The sequence below is a fragment of the Nitrosomonas nitrosa genome, assembly GCF_003051105.1.
GTDB classification, from domain to species: domain Bacteria; phylum Pseudomonadota; class Gammaproteobacteria; order Burkholderiales; family Nitrosomonadaceae; genus Nitrosomonas; species Nitrosomonas nitrosa.
Window position 1 is genome coordinate 23,711 of sequence record NZ_QAOO01000019.1, and the last position, 18,800, is coordinate 42,510.

At 48.8% G+C, this 18,800-nt stretch carries 17 protein-coding genes, 1 other RNA gene, 1 pseudogene and 1 riboswitch; of the genes and pseudogenes, 13 read left to right on the forward strand and 6 right to left on the reverse strand.

The window, feature by feature from the left end; genetic code table 11:
* The first annotated feature begins 63 nt into the window (after positions 1-63).
* Both C8R30_RS11135 and C8R30_RS11140 read left to right on the forward strand, forming a co-directional pair.
* Entirely contained in the window at positions 64-804 is a 741-nt protein-coding gene (locus C8R30_RS11135; protein WP_258192017.1) for an ABC transporter ATP-binding protein, read from the forward strand.
* On the forward strand, positions 791-2,050 hold the full coding sequence (locus tag C8R30_RS11140; RefSeq protein ID WP_219908855.1) for an ABC transporter permease: 1,260 nt from the start codon (positions 791-793) through the stop codon (positions 2,048-2,050). The genes C8R30_RS11135 and C8R30_RS11140 overlap by 14 nt, the downstream gene beginning before the upstream one ends.
* 111 nt (positions 2,051-2,161) lie before the next feature.
* Here C8R30_RS11140 and aroG read toward each other — a convergent pair whose 3' ends face one another.
* The 4 genes from aroG to C8R30_RS11160 all read right to left on the reverse strand — a co-directional run bounded on the left by aroG (position 2,162) and on the right by C8R30_RS11160 (position 7,222).
* A complete protein-coding gene (gene aroG / locus C8R30_RS11145; protein WP_107790144.1) occupies positions 2,162-3,229 on the reverse strand; it encodes a 3-deoxy-7-phosphoheptulonate synthase AroG in 1,068 nt (355 codons plus the stop codon).
* Between the two features lie 257 nt (positions 3,230-3,486).
* Positions 3,487-4,527 (reverse strand): NADPH-dependent aldehyde reductase Ahr, encoded by a 1,041-nt coding sequence (gene ahr, locus C8R30_RS11150; RefSeq protein WP_107790145.1) that lies wholly within the window; start codon positions 4,525-4,527, stop codon positions 3,487-3,489.
* 285 nt (positions 4,528-4,812) lie between these two features.
* Positions 4,813-6,408 carry a hypothetical protein gene (locus C8R30_RS11155; protein ID WP_107790146.1) on the reverse strand — a complete coding sequence of 532 codons (1,596 nt, stop codon included), beginning with the start codon at positions 6,406-6,408 and terminating at the stop codon, positions 4,813-4,815.
* Between the two features lie 130 nt (positions 6,409-6,538).
* Entirely contained in the window at positions 6,539-7,222 is a 684-nt protein-coding gene (locus tag C8R30_RS11160) for a zinc metallopeptidase (RefSeq protein WP_107790147.1), read from the reverse strand.
* Between the two features lie 143 nt (positions 7,223-7,365).
* Here C8R30_RS11160 and C8R30_RS11165 point away from each other — a divergent pair, with 143 nt between their 5' ends.
* Positions 7,366-7,818, forward strand: coding sequence for a rhodanese-like domain-containing protein (locus C8R30_RS11165; protein WP_090667430.1), 453 nt, complete (start codon positions 7,366-7,368; stop codon positions 7,816-7,818).
* Between the two features lie 133 nt (positions 7,819-7,951).
* Here the strand turns inward: C8R30_RS11165 and C8R30_RS11170 are convergent, their stop codons facing one another.
* Both C8R30_RS11170 and thiC read right to left on the reverse strand, forming a co-directional pair.
* Positions 7,952-8,773, reverse strand: coding sequence for an undecaprenyl-diphosphate phosphatase (locus tag C8R30_RS11170; RefSeq protein ID WP_090667433.1), 822 nt, complete (start codon positions 8,771-8,773; stop codon positions 7,952-7,954).
* Between the two features lie 58 nt (positions 8,774-8,831).
* Complete coding sequence (thiC, locus tag C8R30_RS11175) at positions 8,832-10,724, reverse strand: phosphomethylpyrimidine synthase ThiC (protein ID WP_107790148.1); 1,893 nt, start codon at positions 10,722-10,724, stop codon at positions 8,832-8,834.
* Between the two features lie 32 nt (positions 10,725-10,756).
* Positions 10,757-10,865: riboswitch (TPP riboswitch) on the reverse strand.
* Between the two features lie 65 nt (positions 10,866-10,930).
* Between thiC and C8R30_RS11180 the strand changes: the two genes are divergently transcribed.
* From C8R30_RS11180 to C8R30_RS11225, 10 genes and pseudogenes are all read left to right on the forward strand, one after another.
* On the forward strand, positions 10,931-11,599 hold the full coding sequence (locus C8R30_RS11180; RefSeq protein ID WP_107790149.1) for a protein-L-isoaspartate O-methyltransferase family protein: 669 nt from the start codon (positions 10,931-10,933) through the stop codon (positions 11,597-11,599).
* An 85-nt stretch (positions 11,600-11,684) separates the two neighbouring features.
* Positions 11,685-12,977 (forward strand): TolC family outer membrane protein, encoded by a 1,293-nt coding sequence (locus C8R30_RS11185; RefSeq protein ID WP_090667512.1) that lies wholly within the window; start codon positions 11,685-11,687, stop codon positions 12,975-12,977.
* A gap of 247 nt (positions 12,978-13,224) precedes the next feature.
* A pseudogene (locus C8R30_RS16180) lies at positions 13,225-13,398 on the forward strand (DUF4172 domain-containing protein); the annotation flags it as partial.
* Positions 13,399-13,584: 186 nt separating this feature from the next.
* Positions 13,585-13,863: an HU family DNA-binding protein gene (locus tag C8R30_RS11195; RefSeq protein ID WP_090667441.1), complete on the forward strand. Its 279-nt coding sequence runs from the start codon at positions 13,585-13,587 to the stop codon at positions 13,861-13,863.
* A gap of 242 nt (positions 13,864-14,105) precedes the next feature.
* Positions 14,106-14,396, forward strand: an RNA gene (gene rnpB / locus C8R30_RS11200) — RNase P RNA component class A.
* Positions 14,397-14,437: 41 nt separating this feature from the next.
* Positions 14,438-15,412 (forward strand): FecCD family ABC transporter permease, encoded by a 975-nt coding sequence (locus C8R30_RS11205; protein WP_239654254.1) that lies wholly within the window; start codon positions 14,438-14,440, stop codon positions 15,410-15,412.
* On the forward strand, positions 15,412-16,158 hold the full coding sequence (locus C8R30_RS11210) for an ABC transporter ATP-binding protein (protein ID WP_090667444.1): 747 nt from the start codon (positions 15,412-15,414) through the stop codon (positions 16,156-16,158). The genes C8R30_RS11205 and C8R30_RS11210 overlap by 1 nt, the downstream gene beginning before the upstream one ends.
* Before the next feature lie 55 nt (positions 16,159-16,213).
* Positions 16,214-17,629, forward strand: coding sequence for a polynucleotide adenylyltransferase PcnB (pcnB, locus tag C8R30_RS11215; RefSeq protein ID WP_107790150.1), 1,416 nt, complete (start codon positions 16,214-16,216; stop codon positions 17,627-17,629).
* Between the two features lie 4 nt (positions 17,630-17,633).
* Positions 17,634-18,173, forward strand: coding sequence for a 2-amino-4-hydroxy-6-hydroxymethyldihydropteridine diphosphokinase (folK, locus tag C8R30_RS11220; protein WP_107783436.1), 540 nt, complete (start codon positions 17,634-17,636; stop codon positions 18,171-18,173).
* Positions 18,139-18,792: a deoxynucleoside kinase gene (locus C8R30_RS11225; protein ID WP_090667452.1), complete on the forward strand. Its 654-nt coding sequence runs from the start codon at positions 18,139-18,141 to the stop codon at positions 18,790-18,792. Before folK ends, C8R30_RS11225 begins: the two co-directional genes overlap by 35 nt.
* Positions 18,793-18,800 lie beyond the last annotated feature (8 nt).

An 18,800-nucleotide genomic window follows, 5' to 3' on the forward strand; every position in this document is an offset into this window, starting at 1 on the left:
ATGCAAGTTGGTGTTACAGTATAGTACATTGGAGCCAGAACAATATCGACCAGGAGGTTTTTCTTGCAACCGAGTTTTCCGGAAAATGCAAAATCAGCCGTTTTAGACGAGGCAACTGCGGCTATCATGCTCGAAAATTTGTACTTTGCCTATCCTGGGAAAAGGCAGGAGCCTGTCCTGGATATCCCTGAATGGCATATCGCCCAGGGCGATCATGTCTTTCTCAGAGGGCCTTCCGGGTCCGGAAAATCAACTTTGTTGAATTTACTGGCGGGTATCTTGGTAGCCACACGAGGTACCGTCGAAGTACTGGGTCAGGAGCTGGGCGCGCTGTCTGCCCGCGAGCGGGATCGCTTCCGAGCCGCGCATATTGGCATCGTATTTCAGCAATTCAATCTCATTCCTTATTTAAGTGTACTCGATAATATCCAACTTGCTGCCTATTTTGGCAGGAAGAAACAGATCGACTTTGATTCAACGATAAAGCAGCTGTTCGCTGCGTTGGCGCTGGATGACTCGCTGATTACAAAAAAGGCGAACCATCTTAGCGTTGGCCAGCAGCAGCGTGTAGCGATAGTCAGGGCATTGGTGAATGCGCCAGAGATACTGATCGTGGATGAACCCACCTCCGCTTTGGATAGCGATTTACGGGATGCATTTATGGATGTGTTGTTGGCAATCAGCCAGAGCCGAGGCAGCACATTGATATTTGTGAGCCATGATACCGCGCTGTCCCACTATTTTCACCATGTCGTTAACTTATCGGAAATCAATCGGCTTGGAGCTGGAAATGATGTTTCTTAATGTGATCTGGCATAGCCTGCTCAATCGGAAAGGCACCGTATTGCTTGCCTTGATCTCGGTCGCCATCAGTATTTTTGTATTGCTTGGGGTAGAGCATATTCGTCACCAAGCAAAAGAAAGTTTCAATAAAACGGTATCAGGTGTCGATCTTGTCGTCGGCGCCCGCACAGGTCAGCTAAACCTGTTGCTGTACGCTGTTTTTCGCATGGGTAACGCCACGAACAATATCGCTTGGGAAAGCTACCGCGAACTTGCGGCCGATCCCAAAGTGGCCTGGACGATACCGATATCATTGGGGGATTCCCATCGCGGTTTTCGGGTGGTGGGTACGACTCAAGACTATTTTACTCATTTCCGTTTTGGTCAAAATACACCGCTATCTTTTTCGCAGGGACAACCTTTTTCACAGCTCTTCGATGTCGTGATTGGTGCTGATTTGGCTAAAAAACTCGGTTATCGCTTGAATGACGAAATCATCCTGGCGCACGGCCTTGGGCAAGCCAGCTTTAGCCTCCATGACGATCATCCATTCAAAGTGGTTGGAATATTGCGGCCCACTGGCACGCCTGTGGATCAGGCCCTTTATGTAAGCTTGCAGGGCATGGAGGCAATCCACCTCAATTGGAGGAACGGCGTAAAAATACCGGCTAGGAAAACATCGTTAGACGCGCTGGCAGAGCGAGATTTGACACCCAAAAGTATTACCGCTTTTCTGGTGGGGCTCAAATCGAAAATGACCACGTTTCATGTGCAACGACAAATCAACACCTATTCCAAAGAACCTTTGCTCGCCATTTTACCGGGTATTGCGTTGACCGAACTCTGGCAAATGATGGGTGTGATGGAAAACACGCTTAGATTGATCTCACTTCTGGTGCTGTTCTCATCATTGCTGGGATTGAGCGTCATGCTGCTCTCGTCTTTACGTGAAAGACGGCGTGAAATCGCACTCTTTCGCGCAATCGGCGCAAGTCCGTTTTTCGTGTTTATGATCATTCAAACCGAAGCGCTTTTGATCACCTTGACTGGTGTTCTGGTCGCCATGCTTGCATTGACGATGAGTATTCAGTTTGCCCAATCGTTTCTTGTTGAAAATTATGGTGTTTTCATTGACTCATTTGCATTTAACAGCGAGACACTCGGTATTTTGAGCCTCATCCTGGCCGGCACGCTATTGCTCGGCCTTATTCCTGCCCTCAGCGCTTACCGCATGTCTTTACATTATGGTCTGGCGACAAGAAGCTAGCCCCAATATTTCGGGCTAGCTAAGTAACCGATATGGACAGCTCCAAAAATAATGCATGAGCTTATGTAAAACTTCAGATTGAAAATATTTTCGTGCTTTTCAGCGCATTCGTTAATGCTTTACTTTTCTGCGTTTTTCCACAGCATCTGCTAGCTGCTGTAGTACTTGCTCGGTCGTCTCGAAACTGATACAGCCATCGGTAATACTCTGTCCATAAACCAGTTCTTCGCGTTTTTTACCGTCCGCCTTTTGATTGCCCTCGACCAAGTGGCTTTCGATCATCACGCCGCAGATGGCTTTATTGCCGCTGGCAATTTGTTCGGCTACATTGGCAGCGACTTCGGGTTGGCGGCGGTAGTCTTTATGGCTATTTGCATGGCTGAAATCGATCATGAGATAGGAGGGTAACTTGGCTTTGGCCAGCTCTTCGATGGCTGCGGCGACACTGGCCGTATCATAATTGGGTTTGCGCCCACCGCGTAAAATGATATGGCAGTCTTCATTGCCTTTGGTCGCAAAAATTGCGGTATGTCCTTCTTTGGTGACCGAGAGAAAATGGTGTGGGCGGGATGCTGCCGCAATTGCATCGATGGCAATATTCAAGTTGCCATAAGTGCCGTTCTTGAAACCAATTGGGCAAGATACGCCGGAGGCCAGTTCACGGTGAGCTTGGCTTTCAGTGGTGCGTGCGCCGATAGCGGCCCAGCTAATCAGGTCTGAGTGGTATTGTGGACTGATCAGATCGAGATATTCTGTTGCCGCAGGCATGCCCAGATTGTTCAAATCTAGCAGTAACTTACGTGCCATGCGTAAACCTTTGTTGATGTGGAAGCTATTGTCCAAGTCAGGGTCGTTGATCAATCCTTTCCATCCGACGGTGGTGCGTGGTTTCTCGAAATACACCCGCATGACGATGTGCAATTGATTCTTGAAAATTTCACGCTGATGTTTCAGGCGGGCCGCATATTCCAGCGCTGCATCGACATCGTGGATTGAACAAGGGCCCGTCACGACCAATAAGCGATCATCTTCGCCATGCAAAATATTGTGAGCTGCTTGTCGTGCGGCATATACCGTTTCGGTCGCAACTTCCGTAACAGGGTATTCACGGTGTAATTCGACTGGTGGAGTCAGTTCATGCAAGCCGATAATACGCAAATCATCGGTCTGAAATTTCATATTGGATCCTTTTGTTTATTTACTTATCAGCCTTGAGGCCATAGATTCAATTTTCTACTGGTATGCATTGGTATTCAGCGCAATGAGCAGAAAAGTACACCCGATATTTTAACCTAGTTACATTATGAAAGACTGTTCCACGTTTGCCGCATAACTACAGGACACGGTTGCAACGCAAGCTAGCAGCCAGAAAATCAAATGTAGGAAAAGAATGGAAGAATCTCCGATTCTACGAGAATGAAATGGACAGAGGCGGATTAAATCGACCTTACCCCAAAGTCGGTACGGTCGACATGATCCAGCACCACACGATAGCGCGCTTTACCAGCCGCCAAGTGTGCGATCGCATCGTTTATCTTGTTGAGTGGAAAATGTTGAACCTGCGGTGCGATATGGTGTCGTGCCGCGAAATCGAGCATGGTCGCCATGACTGCCGGCCCACCGGTCGGTGATCCTGAAACAGTTTTTTGCCCCATGATCAGCTCGAACGCAGGAATGGCCAAGGGTTCTAGCACGGCACCGACGACATGCATGCGGCCGTTAGGCCGTAAAGTCTTGAGTAATGACGTCCAGTCAAGCGGGGTATTGACGGTTACCAGTAGAAAATCGAGTGAGTTGGCTACTTTGAGGATCTCCGCACTGTTACGGCTCGAAACAATGCGGTGTGCCCCGAACCCGCGGGCTTCTTCTGCTTTTGCTAAATTCGAGCTGAATGCCGTCACTTCGCATCCCCAGGCGTGCGCAAACTGCAGCGCAAGATGACCCAAACCGCCAATGCCGACTACGCCGACTCGATCGGTGGGCTTAACGCCAAACGTAATCAGCGGTGCAAAGACTGTGATTCCACCACAAAGCAATGGTCCGGCAGAGGATATTTCAAGCGTGGCCGGCAGCGGAATTGCCCAGATCCAATGCGCACGCACGCGCTCTGCAAATCCGCCATGATGCCCGATAATCGTGGGCTCTGCCTTTGAACAGAGATTGTGTGCGCCTGTCAGACATTCATGGCAATGCATGCAACTGTTGACATTCCAGCCTATACCAACGCGTTGACCGATTTTCAAACTTTTGACCCGGTCACCCATTGCAACGATGCGGCCTACTGCTTCATGTCCCGGAATGACGGGGTATTGTGTTAAGCCCCATTCATTATTGAGAATCGATAGATCGGAGTGGCACAAGCCGCAGTATTCTACCGCAACTTCAACTTCTTCCAGCCCGAGTGGACCGGCATCATACGAGTAAGGCTCGAGTTTTTGCCTTGCACCCCGTGCCGCCCATCCGCTGATATAAGTCATCGATACCTACTCCTTTCAGATCTGTTCGTTAAAAATATAGGTTATTCATCCAGCCACTTAATAAATCCACGTCAATATTACTATTATTTGGCGTGCTTGTAAAATGCTTCGTTTGATGGTGCGCCGAGTAGAGGCAATTGCAGAAGACTATAAATGCAAAAGCCCTGCTTGCTACTGGAGCAAGCAGGGCTTTTTTATGTGCGACCGAGTGTGGCCAGCATGTCGGGTGGTGTGTGAGGGGCTCGGTCAGGTATACTGATCGCCCCTATCCCGATCACAGATCAATTAGAAAGGAAAAGTCCACTCCTGTGTCCAGTCATCATCTGCATCACGGAAGGCGCCAACATAATCGACTGGTGTAAAGAAAGCATCACTAACCGCAGTACCAGCAAGCGTTAATGGGGAACCAAATGTCGGTAAATAACCATTCAAAAGTGGATCCGCTGTACTGTTACCAGCTTGTGAGTTAAACCAATCGGCAGTTGAGATTGTTGCATTGTTCGATTCAGAGAAATTGTTCTCACAGCCATGCACAAAAGAATGGTTGATGGTCAATTCTCCTGGCGCACTTGCAAGCGCCGAAGTAGCTTCGCCATCAATCGTCAAACAATTTCTGAATTGGGTAAACACCGAATTCCAAATATTGACGCCGGTACCCCTGCGCAACAGCGCGCCCGAAGACTGGGATACCGGTGTACCGATAAACGTCATGTTTGACAGAATTGGCTTGGAGCGGGGTTGAAGGTTGTTGTTGGTCGGATTGTTGTCTGCTTCGATACCATGATCGCCATCATTAGCTGACTGCTTAACCAGAACGAATTGCGCTTTACCGCGCCAACCCAGGCCCCAATCGAGACTATCATCCTCGATATTGGTCAAGACGAGATGCTTCATGTTGACCGTTCCACCAAACATTTCTATCCCATCGTCCAGACCTGCATGCACATGCACATAATCTACCAGTGTTCCTGAGCCAACGCTGTTCATCGTTAATCCATTCAACTCTTCGTCAGGTCGCACGGCAAATCCGGCAAACAGTATTTGCACATATTTTAGAATACCGCTGCTGTCGGCATCGTTATTGCCACCTGAGAATTCAGAAGTGATCGCTTCATTGGCGACTTCACAGACAGCGACATCTTCATTACACCCATTGATTCGCGCTTGGCCGGAAAGGACCAGGCCTCCCCATTCACCCGCTACTTGCTGGGATGGGCCACTGAACACGATTGGATTATCGGGTGTGCCTTCTGCCATGATTTTCGAACCACGCCTAATCCACAGGAAATCGGCGCCTTGCTGACCAAAAATTTTGGTTCCGGGATTAATGGTAAGGATGGCGCTATCTACTTTGTCCCCGCCGATGAAAACACCACCGGACAGAATCCACTGAATGTTTTTGGTCAGCGTGATGTCTCTTTTGATTTCGCCACTCAAGACACAGCTGCCTGCCGATGGTCCTGGAGTGGAAAAATCAGGGCAACCTTGAAATTCATTATTGACTAATTGCTCCAATGTGAATTGCATAGGGTTGGAACCCGGTACCAATCTCAGCTTGGCGTAATACTGATCCGAACCTGCTACTACAGCAGCGACATGCACTGCCGAGGTGGCAGAGTCAAACACGTTGCGCTGTACACCTTTGCTGGCCGGTATGGGTTGCGCTTCAATCAGGATGAGTTCATTGTCGCTTACCAGTTGCAATCTTGCGCTATAAAACGATGATGAATTGCCATCGAGCACTTCGACGATGGGCAAGTCGACGGTGCCGTCAGCCGGATTATAGGTTGCGGTAGCGGCTTGAGCATTGAATGAAATTGTACTGAGTACGGCGGCAGACAGCGCTGTTAGCTGGCCATGCCAATTGCCAAATCTGGACATAAATTAGTTCCCTCACATTAAAAATCTTGAAGGAAGCAGACTAGCAAGCCATCATGACGATATTGTTACGATTAAATTAACGATTTGTTACAAGAGGGGTTATGCAAGCGGGCATGCCGCGCTTTGCTCACTACCGCCGAATGATTGCCCACCAGCGCGCAATATTGAGTAATGTCATGAGCGAAGCAGAAACATAGGTCCAAGCAGCAGCTTTGAGTAATTTGCGCGCATGCGGCGCATCGCCTGGTTTGAGATGATTTCCTTGCTCCAATAGTGGCAATGCGCGAGCAAAACTGGCGTTCATTTCCATAGGCAGAGTCAGCAAGTGCACCAAGATCGACGTTCCCAGGGTCAATAGTCCACCTGCCAGGAATAATGCGCCTGCGATCGGTGCGCGCGTCGCAACCACCACAATGGGTGCTAGCATGAGGATGCCTGCGCCCAGTTTTTCTACCGGAGCGGCAAGCTGGACGAGGCGGGTACGCATTATCAATGGTAAGTACCCCTCCCGATCTTGAATGGCATGACCGACTTCGTGCGCGGCGACGGTAATAGCTGTCAGTGAATGGCCGTGGTACTTGTCAGGGGTTAGGCGCACCACTTTTTCTAAGGGATCATAGTGATCGCCGAGGTCTGTGACTTCGATCTTCACATGCGGTAAATTGGCCTGATCGAGCAAGGTACGCGCTAATTCGGCTCCTGTACCCGCATAGCGATCTTCTGGCTCACTGTATCTTTCCATGATGTGCTTGACCCAGTATGAAGGGCCCACAACCAAAGCAATCAGCAAAACAATTGAAATCAGATAAAGCATGGTAGCGATTCAAATGATGAATAATGTTGACGTATGCTACATGAGATTCATCTTGGGTGAATCAGTTCAGAACAGCTCCGATTCCTTTGCTTCGGTGCTCCACATTGTTTACACTTCAGGTTTTAACGATTAAATACAGACTTATGGAAAAAGCAACGACGATACTCGAAAAAGCGCATGAGCGCGCCGAAGACATGGCTCTCCCTTACAAGGGGGCTTTGTTACCCGCGGAGGCATTTGCATTGTTACAGTCAGTGCCCAATGCCAAGCTGATCGATGTGCGTTGCAAGGCCGAGCTGGATTGGGTTGGCCGTGTTCCTGGCGCAATCGAAGTCGAGTTGAAAACCTATCCAGGTATGCAGCCTAATCCTAATTTCATCGACCAGGTTGCCGAGAGGGTAGACCAAGACGACATCATCATGTTTCTTTGCCGCAGCGGTGGTCGTTCAGACTACGCGGCAACGATTGCCACTCAATCCGATTTTCCAAATTGTTACAATATCCTGGAAGGATTCGAGGGCGATAAAGATGAAACGGGCCACCGTGGCCGGAAGGGCGGATGGAAAGCAGCTGACTTACCGTGGGTACAAAGTTAGTTACTAAATTACGTGTTCATCGTAAACCTGTCAAAGGTGCGGGATGCAATAACCCACTACAGTGTGGGTTGCGTATTGCTCTCCCGCCAATATCAGGCTGGGCCGAGCCTGTTCTGTCTCTACACCGCTGTTTCTACACCGTTGACCACGAGATTACCCCCGAATAAGCAGTAACCAGAATGACGAGACCAAATCCGATGCGGTACCAGGCGAAGATGGTGAAATCATGATTGCTGATATAACGCAGCAATCCACGAATCGCTAACCAGGCACTCACGAATGCGGCAATGAATCCGATTGCAAACATACTCAGATCTTCAATCTGCAATAGGTCACGACTCCGATAAACATCATAAAAAGTTGCCGCAAACATAATCGGGATCGCCAGAAAAAATGAAAACTCAGCTGCTGCCTTGCGGGATAAACCAAACAACAATCCACCAATAATGGTTGCACCTGAGCGTGATGTTCCCGGAATCAGTGCCAGGCATTGCGCACAACCTATTTTTAGCGCATGTTTCCAATCCATATCTTCCACCCGCTCGACATCGACGATGTGCTTGCGCCGCTCCGCCCACAAGATCAGCACTCCCCCAATGATCAATGCCATCGCCACTGGCAAAGGATGGAACAAATAATACTTAATGGTTGTGACGAATAGGAGTCCCAGGATAGCCGCTGGCAAAAATGCAATCAATAAATTGAATACGAAACGATTCGATTCGTTTGAACCGATATTCTTAATGACCGCACTCAGGCGTGCGCGATACTCCCAGCATACTGCCAGAATGGCGCCCAACTGAATGGCTACGGTGAAAACTTTGGCTTTTTCGTCGTTAAAATCAAGCAAATCTCCTACCAGGATCAAATGACCGGTGGAAGAAATCGGCAGAAATTCGGTCAGCCCTTCGACGATCCCGAGGATCAATGCTTTGATTAGTATTGGCCAATCCATGCGAGCCTGCTATTGAAGAGTGGGAAACGCATAAAATAAGAAAAAAATGTCGATAAAATCATAATTTGCTGTAAATCTCCGCACCTTTTTCCACGAATTCGGCCGATTTCTGTTGCATGCCAATTTTCAGCGCTTCATCTTCAGAAACCCCTTGATGCGCCGCATAATCACGCACATCTTGCGTAATTTTCATCGAACAGAAATTAGGGCCACACATGGAACAAAAATGGGCCAGCTTAGCACCTTCTTGCGGTAAGGTTTCATCGTGAAATTGTTTGGCTTTGTCCGGATCCAAACTCAGATTGAATTGATCATTCCAGCGAAATTCGAAGCGAGCCTTGGAAAGTGCATTGTCACGAATTTGTGCTCCCGGATGGCCTTTAGCCAAATCAGCCGCATGAGCTGCGATCTTGTAGGCGATTATGCCATCCTTGACATCATCTTTGTCAGGAAGACCCAAGTGTTCCTTGGGCGTGACATAACACAGCATGGCTGTGCCATACCAGCCGATCATGGCGGCACCTATCGCCGATGTTATGTGATCATATCCCGGCGCAATATCGGTCGTGAGGGGGCCGAGGGTATAAAAGGGAGCTTCTTGACAATATTTGAGCTGGAGATCCATGTTTTCCTTGATCAGGTGCATGGGTACATGACCAGGTCCTTCAATCATCACTTGCACGTCGTGCTTCCAGGCAATCTGTGTCAACTCGCCTAATGTCTTCAGTTCAGCGAACTGTGCCTCGTCATTGGCATCGTAAATCGAGCCGGGGCGCAGGCCATCACCCAGTGAGAAACTGACATCATAGGCTTTCATGATGTCGCAGATTTCTTCGAAGTGCGTGTACAAAAAACTCTCCTGATGATGCGCCAGACACCATTTCGCCATGATCGACCCACCGCGCGAGACGATACCCGTCATGCGCTTAGCTGTCATGGGAATAAACGGAAGGCGCACGCCAGCGTGAATGGTAAAGTAGTCTACACCTTGTTCTGCTTGTTCGATCAAGGTGTCGCGGAAAATCTCCCAAGTCAGCTCTTCCGCTTTGCCATCGACTTTCTCCAGCGCCTGGTAAATAGGCACAGTACCGATAGGGACTGGACTGTTACGGATAATCCATTCGCGTGTTTCATGGATATTTTTACCGGTAGAGAGGTCCATCACCGTGTCGCCACCCCAGCGAATGGCCCAGGTCATTTTTTCGACTTCTTCTTGTATGCTGGAACCCAATGCAGAATTGCCAATATTGGCGTTGATCTTGACTAAAAAATTACGTCCAATGATCATTGGCTCAGATTCTGGATGGTTGATGTTGGCAGGAATGATGGCGCGCCCGCGAGCTACTTCGTCGCGTACGAATTCAGCGGTAATCCAACGTGGGATAGCCGCACCGAAATCATGACCAGGATGCTGGCGTGTGAGCAGCTCTTGATATTCTGCTGCAGCTTCACGGCGCTGATTCTCCCTGATTGCGATGAATTCCATCTCTGGTGTAATGATGCCGCGACGCGCATAGTGCATCTGGGTGACATTGACTCCAGCTTTGGCGCGTCGAGAAGGTCGCTTGAGATTGAAACGCAATTCGGCTAGCTTTGGATTATTCAACCGTTCTCGGCTATAAGTCGAGCTCAAGCCGGTAAGCAGCTCGGTGTCGTACCGTTCTTCGATCCATTTTTCGCGTAAAGGCGGGAGGCCGGCGCGAATATCGATCTTGGTTGCTGGATCGGTATAAGGCCCTGAAGTGTCGTATACATAGACTGGGGGGTTTTTTTCGGCACCTTCGCGGGTGGTTGTATCCGACTGGCTGATTTCCCGCATGGGAACCTGGATATCGGGTCGTGTTCCCTGAATATAGATTTTACGTGAATTCGGTAATGGCTTAACCGCGGCCTGATCGACGTGCGCAGTATCACTCGTGAATTTTTCTAGCTTTGAAACGATGGTATTCATGTTATGCTCCTCAAAATACCGTAAGGAGCGAGCGGAAATATCCCGAGCTTCCCTACGGCGGCGTTATCCGCATCAGGTATTAAGGGACTCTCTCACCAGCATTCTGGAAATCGTTCCAGATGCGGACCCCTAGCTGAAGCTGTGAAACTAATAGAAATATGAAATAATTGCAAGCTCGTTTATTTCTTCCATAAATAACAACAATTATGAAACAACTCGCGACTAATCTCGAACAAAACCGCTTTAATATGGTAGAGCAGCAAATTCGGACGTGGAATGTTTTGGATACCAAAATATTGGATTTACTTTATAAAGTCCGGCGTGAAGAATATGTGCCGGCAGCGTACCGCTCGCTTGCCTTCACCGATATGGAAATTCCGTTGGAACATGGTGCCGTCATGTTGGCGCCTAAAATGGAAGCACGTATTCTACAGGAACTGCATATCAAAAAAACCGATAAAATCTTGGAGGTGGGGAGCGGCAGCGGATACATGACTGCGTTATTGGCAGAGCTCGGTTCCCACGTCTACAGCGTCGAGATCGTGCCCACGCTTTGCAATATGGCCAAAATCAACCTTCAAGTGCATGATATTTCCAATGTGACTTTGGAAGAAGGTGATGCTGCCCAGGGTTGGCCACAACATGGGCCCTACGATGCGATCGTGCTGACGGGATCAACACCGGTATTGCCGGAATCATTTCAAAAAAGCCTCAATCCTGGCGGGCGTTTGTTCGCGATCGTCGGCGAAGACCCCCTTATGGAAGCAATGCTGATTACGTGCGTCGCGCCCGGTGTTTATCATAGCAAGATGTTATTTGAAACCTGTACCGCTCCGTTGAGAAATGCGTTGCAGCCACAGCGATTTACCTTCTAAATATCGAAATTAGGAGCCAATAGGGCTCCTTACCCAAAGAAACGTGCAATCAGTATTCACGAGAAAGCTGCGCTCCCTGTTGGTCATGCTGGTGATCGGCAGTCTATGGTATGTACCCTTGCAGGCAGCAAGTCTGATAGATATTTATCGCGAAGCGCTCGAGCATGATGCGCAGTATGGTGCTGAACGGGCAGCTTATATCGCTGCCCAGGAAAAACTGCCGCAAGGTAGAGCAGGATTGCTGCCAAGTATTAATGCTACTGGGACTGGTCAGAATCAATATATCGATACTAACCTTGGTCCGGAAGTGCTGATCAAAAATCGTGGGGTTGTTATTTCTGCCACACAGCCGCTCATTCGTATCGAAAATTTCATCATCTATGAGCAATCTAAAAAAGAAGTCGCTCAAGCCGATGCGCGGTTCGTTTTGGCCGCCCAGGATTTAATTCTGCGTGTCGCGCAAGCCTATTTCGATACGCTCGTGGCTCAGGTCAATGTCGAAGTGATGGAGACTCAGAAAAAAGCGATTAGCGAACAGCTTGAGCAAGCCAAGCGTAACTTTGAGGTGGGTGTGGCCACGATTGTGGATACTCATGAAGCACAAGCACGTTACGATTTGACCGTTTCTCAGGAGATTGCGGCCCGTAATGCGTTGGAGATCAGTAAACGTACCTTGCAGGGTATCATCAACCGCTTTCCTGATTATCTGGCGAGCACCAGTATCGATAAAATTGTTTCCGATTCGCTTACACTGCCCTATGACAGTATGGAAGAATGGGTTACGCTGGCCGAGCAGAAAAATTTCTCGCTAAGAATTCAACAAATTGCCTATGAGATGGCAGAGCAGGAAATAAAGAAAGCCAAAGCGGGTCATTATCCTACCCTGGATTTGGTCGCGCAATATAGCAATCAGCAAGGTGTAGGGGGCGCCATTACCGGGCGAGGCATCGATCTGGAATCCAAATCGGTTGGGCTTCAACTCAATGTCCCTATTTTTCAGGGATTCTCGACCCAGTCCCGTGTGCGAGAAACATTAGCCAACCGGGATAAAATTCGTCAGGAGCTGGAAAATACCCGACGCACGGTTGGTTTACAAGTTCGCCAGCACTATTTGAACGTGACCAATGGCATCGCCCAGGTCAAGGCGCTCAAACAGGCATTGACTTCAAGTCGCAGCCAACTGGATTCGACCATCTTAGGGCAGGAAGTCGGTGTCAGAACGGAGATCGATGTTTTGAATGCACAGCAACAATATTTCTCCGCACGTCGAGATTTAGCGCAGGCCTATTATAACTATTTGCTGTCGCGCTTACGCCTGAAGGCGGAAGTGGGTGAACTCGATGAGGAAGAATTGAAGGAAATCAATGCTCTTCTCTAGGAAGCTGTCCTTGAATGGCGATCGTAGCGAGGGCGAAGCTGACTGAGCTGGATTTTTCGATCATTTAAGGCGAATAGTTGTTCTTCTAATTAATGAAAAGGATCGGAAATCCCACTTGGCAGCTTTGTCTGCAGTAGATCCGTCTATATACGGGTAACCTTCTAGGTTCTGGATATTCATAGAGCTCGTCACAGAAATTCACACCATGAATAGCGGATATAACTAGCTCCGGCATCAGTCCGGGTGGCTCCGCTGGCGCTATGACACGCAATACTTGATTGTTTTGTCAGTCCAAGTACACCACACCCAAGGCCATTTGCTGGGGCGAGTGCATGATCCGGGGTTCGGGTTACGTAAGCAAGCAAATTTACAAGTAATGACTGAAGATGTGCTCAAAGTCAGTGAGATAGAAGGCGAGTAACTGGACGCGGGCACGGTGCTTTCCTCCATTGCTCATCATCTTGGTGTCGAGATTGTTGCATTATCGCCTGCTGATCGGCATGGCGGTGCCGGAAATAGAGGTTTATGGTTGATGACATTATGATATGCCAACGATGTCTGAATGGTTATACTACCGGTTTCTCAACCAAAGGGAGTATTTGAAGCGATGAACAAGACAGAATTGATTGAACAGATTGCCATCCGTACCAACTTAACCAAGGCTGATGCGGGGCGTGCTCTGAACGCCGTGCTGGATACCATCGTTGAAACCGTAAGTGGCGGTGGTGATGTGACGCTACCTGGTTTCGGTTCGTTCAAAACCACTCAGCGCGCTGCCCGTGAAGGCAAAAATCCCAGGACAGGTGAGAAACTTTCAATTGCGGCGACAACCGTGCCCAAATTCTCTGCTGGCGCAACTTTCAAGAGTGCGGTTGCTAACAAATAATCGGTTTGAAACGGGAGCCCATTGAGAGCGGCATTTGCCGCTCCTTGCATTCATAACTCCCAACTTACTTGATGTGATATGCACCCCCACACTACCTGTTTCTTTACTGGATGTAATTTAAGGCCTCAATATTTTCTTCAGTGCTCTAGGTAATGCTGTCCGAGAATAGGTTGATCTACTACGGACAGTCTTCCAGTAAGATTCATCAGATTACTGATCAAGATATTGATAGAATACTCAATGAAGCTGACCAGACAGTCGCTGCTTGTGTAAACAAGGAGAGGAAAGTCCGGGCTCCACAGAGCAGGATGCCGGTTAATGGCCGGCCGCCGTGAGGTGAGGAACAGGGCCACAGAGACGAGCGTATTAAGTTACGGTGAAACGCGGTAACCTCCATCCGGAGCAAGACCAAATAGGCAGACGATGACGCTGCTCGCCGAGTCTGCGGGTAGGTTGCTTGAGTGCAGGGGTAACCCTGCACCTAGAGGAATGACTGTCCAAGACAGAACCCGGCTTACCGGTCAGCTTCGCTTTAATTGTATAATTAGTCTCCGTTTCGGCTTAAAGCCAGTAAGTGACCACCACTCAGCCTCCTATACGTCTTTTCTGCTTTTTTTTGCTACTCGCTGCCGGCAGTTTGCTGGTGGGCATAGGTTTTGGCAGCGTCTCCATTCCTTTAAATGGCATCATGCAAGCTTTGGTCACCCCTGCTCATGATCCTGTTTCTCAAATTATCTGGCAACTGCGTATACCGCGTGTATTGAGCGCTTTCGCTTGTGGTGGGTTGCTTGCCATCGCGGGTGCTTTGTTGCAAGTATTATTACGCAACCCCCTTGCCGATCCTTATATTTTGGGGGTGTCAGGTGGTGCTGCAGTGGGTGCCTTGACAGCCATGATGCTCGGATGGGGGCCAATATTGGTCAATTTGACTTCATTAGTAGGGGCGCTGACCATCATAACCATTGTGTTTGGGCTCAGCTTCTGGGTAGGCAATTGGAATCTTTATCGATTATTGCTGATTGGTGTGGTGTTGTCTGTAGGATGTACCGCTATTACGACCTTAATCCTAACGTTGTCGCCTGCAAGTGACGTGAAAGGTATGCTATTTTGGCTGATGGGCGACATTTCCCGTGCCGAGACACTATTACCGGTCTGGCTACCGTTAATAATTGTCACTACCGTAAGCTTGTTGCTTTCTGGTCAATTAAATGTATTGAATATCGGGCAGACGAAAGCTCAGACACTGGGCATCGCTGTTCTGCCATTGCAGATAGGCGTCTATTTCATGGCTTCGTTGGCGACAGCTGCGGCGCTTATGCAAGTGGGTGCGATCGGCTTTATTGGTTTGCTTACACCCCATGCGGTCCGTTTACTTGGTGTGAGCGACCATCGTTGGTTGTTACCCTTGGTGATATTGCTGGGTGGCAGCTTTCTTACGCTGGCAGATACGCTGGCGCGCACTGCATGGGCGCCACAACAATTACCCGTTGGTATATTGATTGCCCTATTGGGTGTGCCGGCACTGTTATTTTTGCTCACGAGGAAGTAATGCTCGCAGCACGCCAGCTAAGCTTGCAATATCCTGGGAAGCGGCTCTGCCGTTCTTTGAGTTTTGAGGTGAACCCAGGTGAGTGTTGGGCGATTCTGGGTCAGAATGGCTGCGGCAAGACAACGCTACTGCATACATTGGGTGGCCTACGCGCTCCTGACAGTGGAACGGTCACAATACAAGGGAGCGCTATTAGCGCCTTGCCTCGCCGTGAACGGGCCTGCAAGCTCGGCGTGATGTTGCAAGAAGAACCCGGTGAATTCTGGGGAACGGTGCGAGACTATATCCTGTTAGGAAGATATCCGCATGTAAAATCGTTGTTTGGATGGGATGATCCAGATTATACGATGGTAGAAAAAGTCATTGCGCAACTGGAATTGAGCCAATTGGCCGATCGCTCTTTAAGTACGCTATCAGGCGGTGAGCGCCAGCGTGCGCGCATGGCTTTGTTACTGGCGCAATCACCAGAATACTACTTGTTGGATGAACCCTTGCAGCATCTGGATTTACGCCATCAGTATCTGACTATGGCATTGTTGCATGATATTGCGCAGCAGGGTCAAGCGGTCATAATGGTTTTACACGATATCCATTGGCTTATTCCTTTTTGCGATCATGTGCTGATGTTGTTCAACGATGGTCATGCGCTGGTTGGCAAGACAACCGAATTAGTTACGCAAGCCAATCTTGAAGCGCTTTACCAATGCCGCATAGCGTATTCCAGCATGAATGAAAGAACCATTTAGTATTGAATACATGACCGAGTGTATAATCGGCTGCTAATCCTTTCAGCGTTTTGCAATGATTCGTAAATTTTTTCGACGTATCTTTACACGCAACTCATCCGATTCCCAGACTGCATCGGTGGTGCGCACAATTTCACGCAAAGAGCATGGTATTGCTCGCCAACAAATCAGCGCAGGCGCGCTCAAAGTAACGACGACCTTACAGCAAGCAGGTTATTCCGCTTTCGTGGTCGGTGGAGCGATACGCGATCTCCTGCTGGGGCTGGAACCCAAAGATTTCGACGTCGCGACGAATGCCACCCCTGAGGAAGTGCGTGTGCTGTTTCGCCGTGCGCGTATTATTGGCAAGCGTTTCCGCATAGTGCATGTGCCGTATGGGAGCGAGATCGTAGAAGTATCGACTTTCCGTGCCAACTGTGCTGTTGATCACCAACCAGGTATCGCCGCTCAGCACCATGCCGACCAACACGGACGGCTGCTGCATGACAATATTTTCGGCAGTCAGGAAGAAGACGTCATGCGGCGAGATTTTACTATCAATGCGCTGTTTTATAACCCCACAACCGAAGAAATTCTCGATTATCTAGAGGGTTATGAGGATATCAAAGCCAAACGTTTACGCATCATTGGTGAGCCGGTCCAGCGTTACCGGGAAGATCCAGTGCGTATGTTGCGGGCAGTGCGCCTTGCGGCGAAACTCGATGTCCAACTCGATGATTCGACCGCAACACCTATCGGTGATTTGGCGCCATTGCTGCAAAATGTACCCTCTGCACGGCTATTCGATGAAATGCTCAAGTTGTTGATGTCAGGTCATGCGCTTGCCTGCGTAGTCGATTTGCGTATGCGCGGACTCCATCATGGTTTGCTTCCCATGCTCGATGTCATCCTTGAGCAGCCACTCGGGGAACGTTTCATCATGCTTGCACTTAAAAATACCGATGAGCGCGTCCAGCAAGATAAACCTGTGTCACCCGGCTTTTTGTTTGCAGCATTGCTCTGGCACGAAGTACTGGCAGACTGGAATAAGCGACAGGCGGAAGGAGAGAAGCCGATTCCAGCACTCCATCTCGCTATGACCGGGATATTGACTTTACAGCGCCAGCGGCTTGCCATTCCACGACGGTTGGATTCGATCATTTACGATATCTGGTCGCTCCAGCCACGGTTTCTAGCGCGCGTGGGTCGTAAACCTTATCGGTTGCTGGAGCATCCCCGTTTTCGTGCAGCGTATGATTTTTTATTGCTACGTTGTGAAAGCGGTGAGGTCGATATGACGATCGGGCAGTGGTGGCGTACCTTCCAGTATGCCGATACGGCTACTCGTGACGCGATGTTACAACAGGATGCCACCCCGAAAAAACGAAAAAGAAGTCCGCGTCGTCGTAGCCGTAAATCAACGGAATCGACGGTATCGACCGATATCGGACAAACTCACGTTGATCATTCGATTATCGTTCCGGAAAAATGAGCTGATGCCTACTTCCGCCAACCACATAGCCAGCCCGGCTTTCATTGCATTGGGCAGCAATTTAGAAAATCCGCTATTTCAAATCAAACGTGGTATCCAATTGCTTAGTGAGCTCGATCATTCGCGTTTGATCAAGCAATCCTCTTTATATCGCAGCGCACCCGTAGGCAAGCTAGATCAACCTGATTTCATCAACGCAGTGGTTCAGATTGAAACAAAACTATCTCCATCAGAACTGCTCAAAGCGTTATTGGAAATCGAGCAGCAGTGCGGACGTATCCGTACGACACCCAACGCACCCCGTACACTCGATCTCGATTTGTTGCTATACGATGATCTGCAATGTAATAAAGAAGAATTGATCTTGCCTCATCCCCGCATGCATGAGCGTGCTTTTGTGTTGCAACCCCTCATGGAGATCAAGCAGGATTGTGTCATTCCTGACCGCGGCTCCGTCGCTGAATTGTTATCAGCGTGTGCCGATCAATCATTGGAGCGAATTTCGAAACATGATATTGAAAAAATACCCCTACATTGCCATTGAGGGGCCGATCGGTGCTGGAAAAACCAGCCTTGCCCAAAATATGGCTAATTATTTGGAGTGTGCGCTCCTGCTAGAACGACCCGAGGAAAACCCTTTTCTCGAAAAATTCTATAGCAATCGTGCGCGGTATGCTTTGCCTACGCAACTATTCTTTTTACTTCAGCGCATCGATCAATTTCAGCCTATCACGCATGCTAATATTCATGCTCGGCCCATGGTCAGTGATTTTTTGCTGGAGAAGGATCAACTTTTCGCTCGATTTACCCTCAGCGAACCCGAGTATGCGCTCTATCAAAAAATATACCAGCAAATGAAGCCGCAAGCACCTAGCCCGGATTTAGTCATCTACCTGCAAGCTTCTCCAGAAAAATTGTACGAGCGGATCAAGCGTCGCGGCAGTATTTATGAAAAAAATATCACTGAGGAATATCTCTATAGGCTGTCCAATTGCTACACGCAGTTTTTTCATCAATATGAAAAAGCGCCTGTCATTATCGTCAATAGTGAAAACCTTAATTTCGCTAATAATACGGCTGATTTCAATTTGTTGTTACAACGGATCAATCAAATGCGTAGTGCACGGGAATATTTCAACTGCGGCTTAAAAGAATACCTATAAGTTGTTAT

Excerpts from the sequence above, each read along its gene's own strand:
- C8R30_RS11140 (WP_219908855.1), top strand. The coding sequence starts at position 791 with ATGATGTTTCTTAATGTGATCTGGCATAGCCTGCTCAATCGGAAAGGC.
- aroG (WP_107790144.1), bottom strand. The coding sequence starts at position 3,229 with ATGAAATTTCAGACCGATGATTTGCGTATTATCGGCTTGCATGAACTG.
- ahr (WP_107790145.1), bottom strand. The coding sequence starts at position 4,527 with ATGACTTATATCAGCGGATGGGCGGCACGGGGTGCAAGGCAAAAACTC.
- C8R30_RS11155 (WP_107790146.1), bottom strand. The coding sequence starts at position 6,408 with ATGTCCAGATTTGGCAATTGGCATGGCCAGCTAACAGCGCTGTCTGCC.
- C8R30_RS11160 (WP_107790147.1), bottom strand. The coding sequence starts at position 7,222 with ATGCTTTATCTGATTTCAATTGTTTTGCTGATTGCTTTGGTTGTGGGC.
- C8R30_RS11165 (WP_090667430.1), top strand. The coding sequence starts at position 7,366 with ATGGAAAAAGCAACGACGATACTCGAAAAAGCGCATGAGCGCGCCGAA.
- C8R30_RS11170 (WP_090667433.1), bottom strand. The coding sequence starts at position 8,773 with ATGGATTGGCCAATACTAATCAAAGCATTGATCCTCGGGATCGTCGAA.
- thiC (WP_107790148.1), bottom strand. The coding sequence starts at position 10,724 with ATGAATACCATCGTTTCAAAGCTAGAAAAATTCACGAGTGATACTGCG.
- C8R30_RS11180 (WP_107790149.1), top strand. The coding sequence starts at position 10,931 with ATGAAACAACTCGCGACTAATCTCGAACAAAACCGCTTTAATATGGTA.
- C8R30_RS11185 (WP_090667512.1), top strand. The coding sequence starts at position 11,685 with ATGCTGGTGATCGGCAGTCTATGGTATGTACCCTTGCAGGCAGCAAGT.
- C8R30_RS11195 (WP_090667441.1), top strand. The coding sequence starts at position 13,585 with ATGAACAAGACAGAATTGATTGAACAGATTGCCATCCGTACCAACTTA.
- C8R30_RS11210 (WP_090667444.1), top strand. The coding sequence starts at position 15,412 with ATGCTCGCAGCACGCCAGCTAAGCTTGCAATATCCTGGGAAGCGGCTC.
- pcnB (WP_107790150.1), top strand. The coding sequence starts at position 16,214 with ATGATTCGTAAATTTTTTCGACGTATCTTTACACGCAACTCATCCGAT.
- folK (WP_107783436.1), top strand. The coding sequence starts at position 17,634 with ATGCCTACTTCCGCCAACCACATAGCCAGCCCGGCTTTCATTGCATTG.
- C8R30_RS11225 (WP_090667452.1), top strand. The coding sequence starts at position 18,139 with ATGATATTGAAAAAATACCCCTACATTGCCATTGAGGGGCCGATCGGT.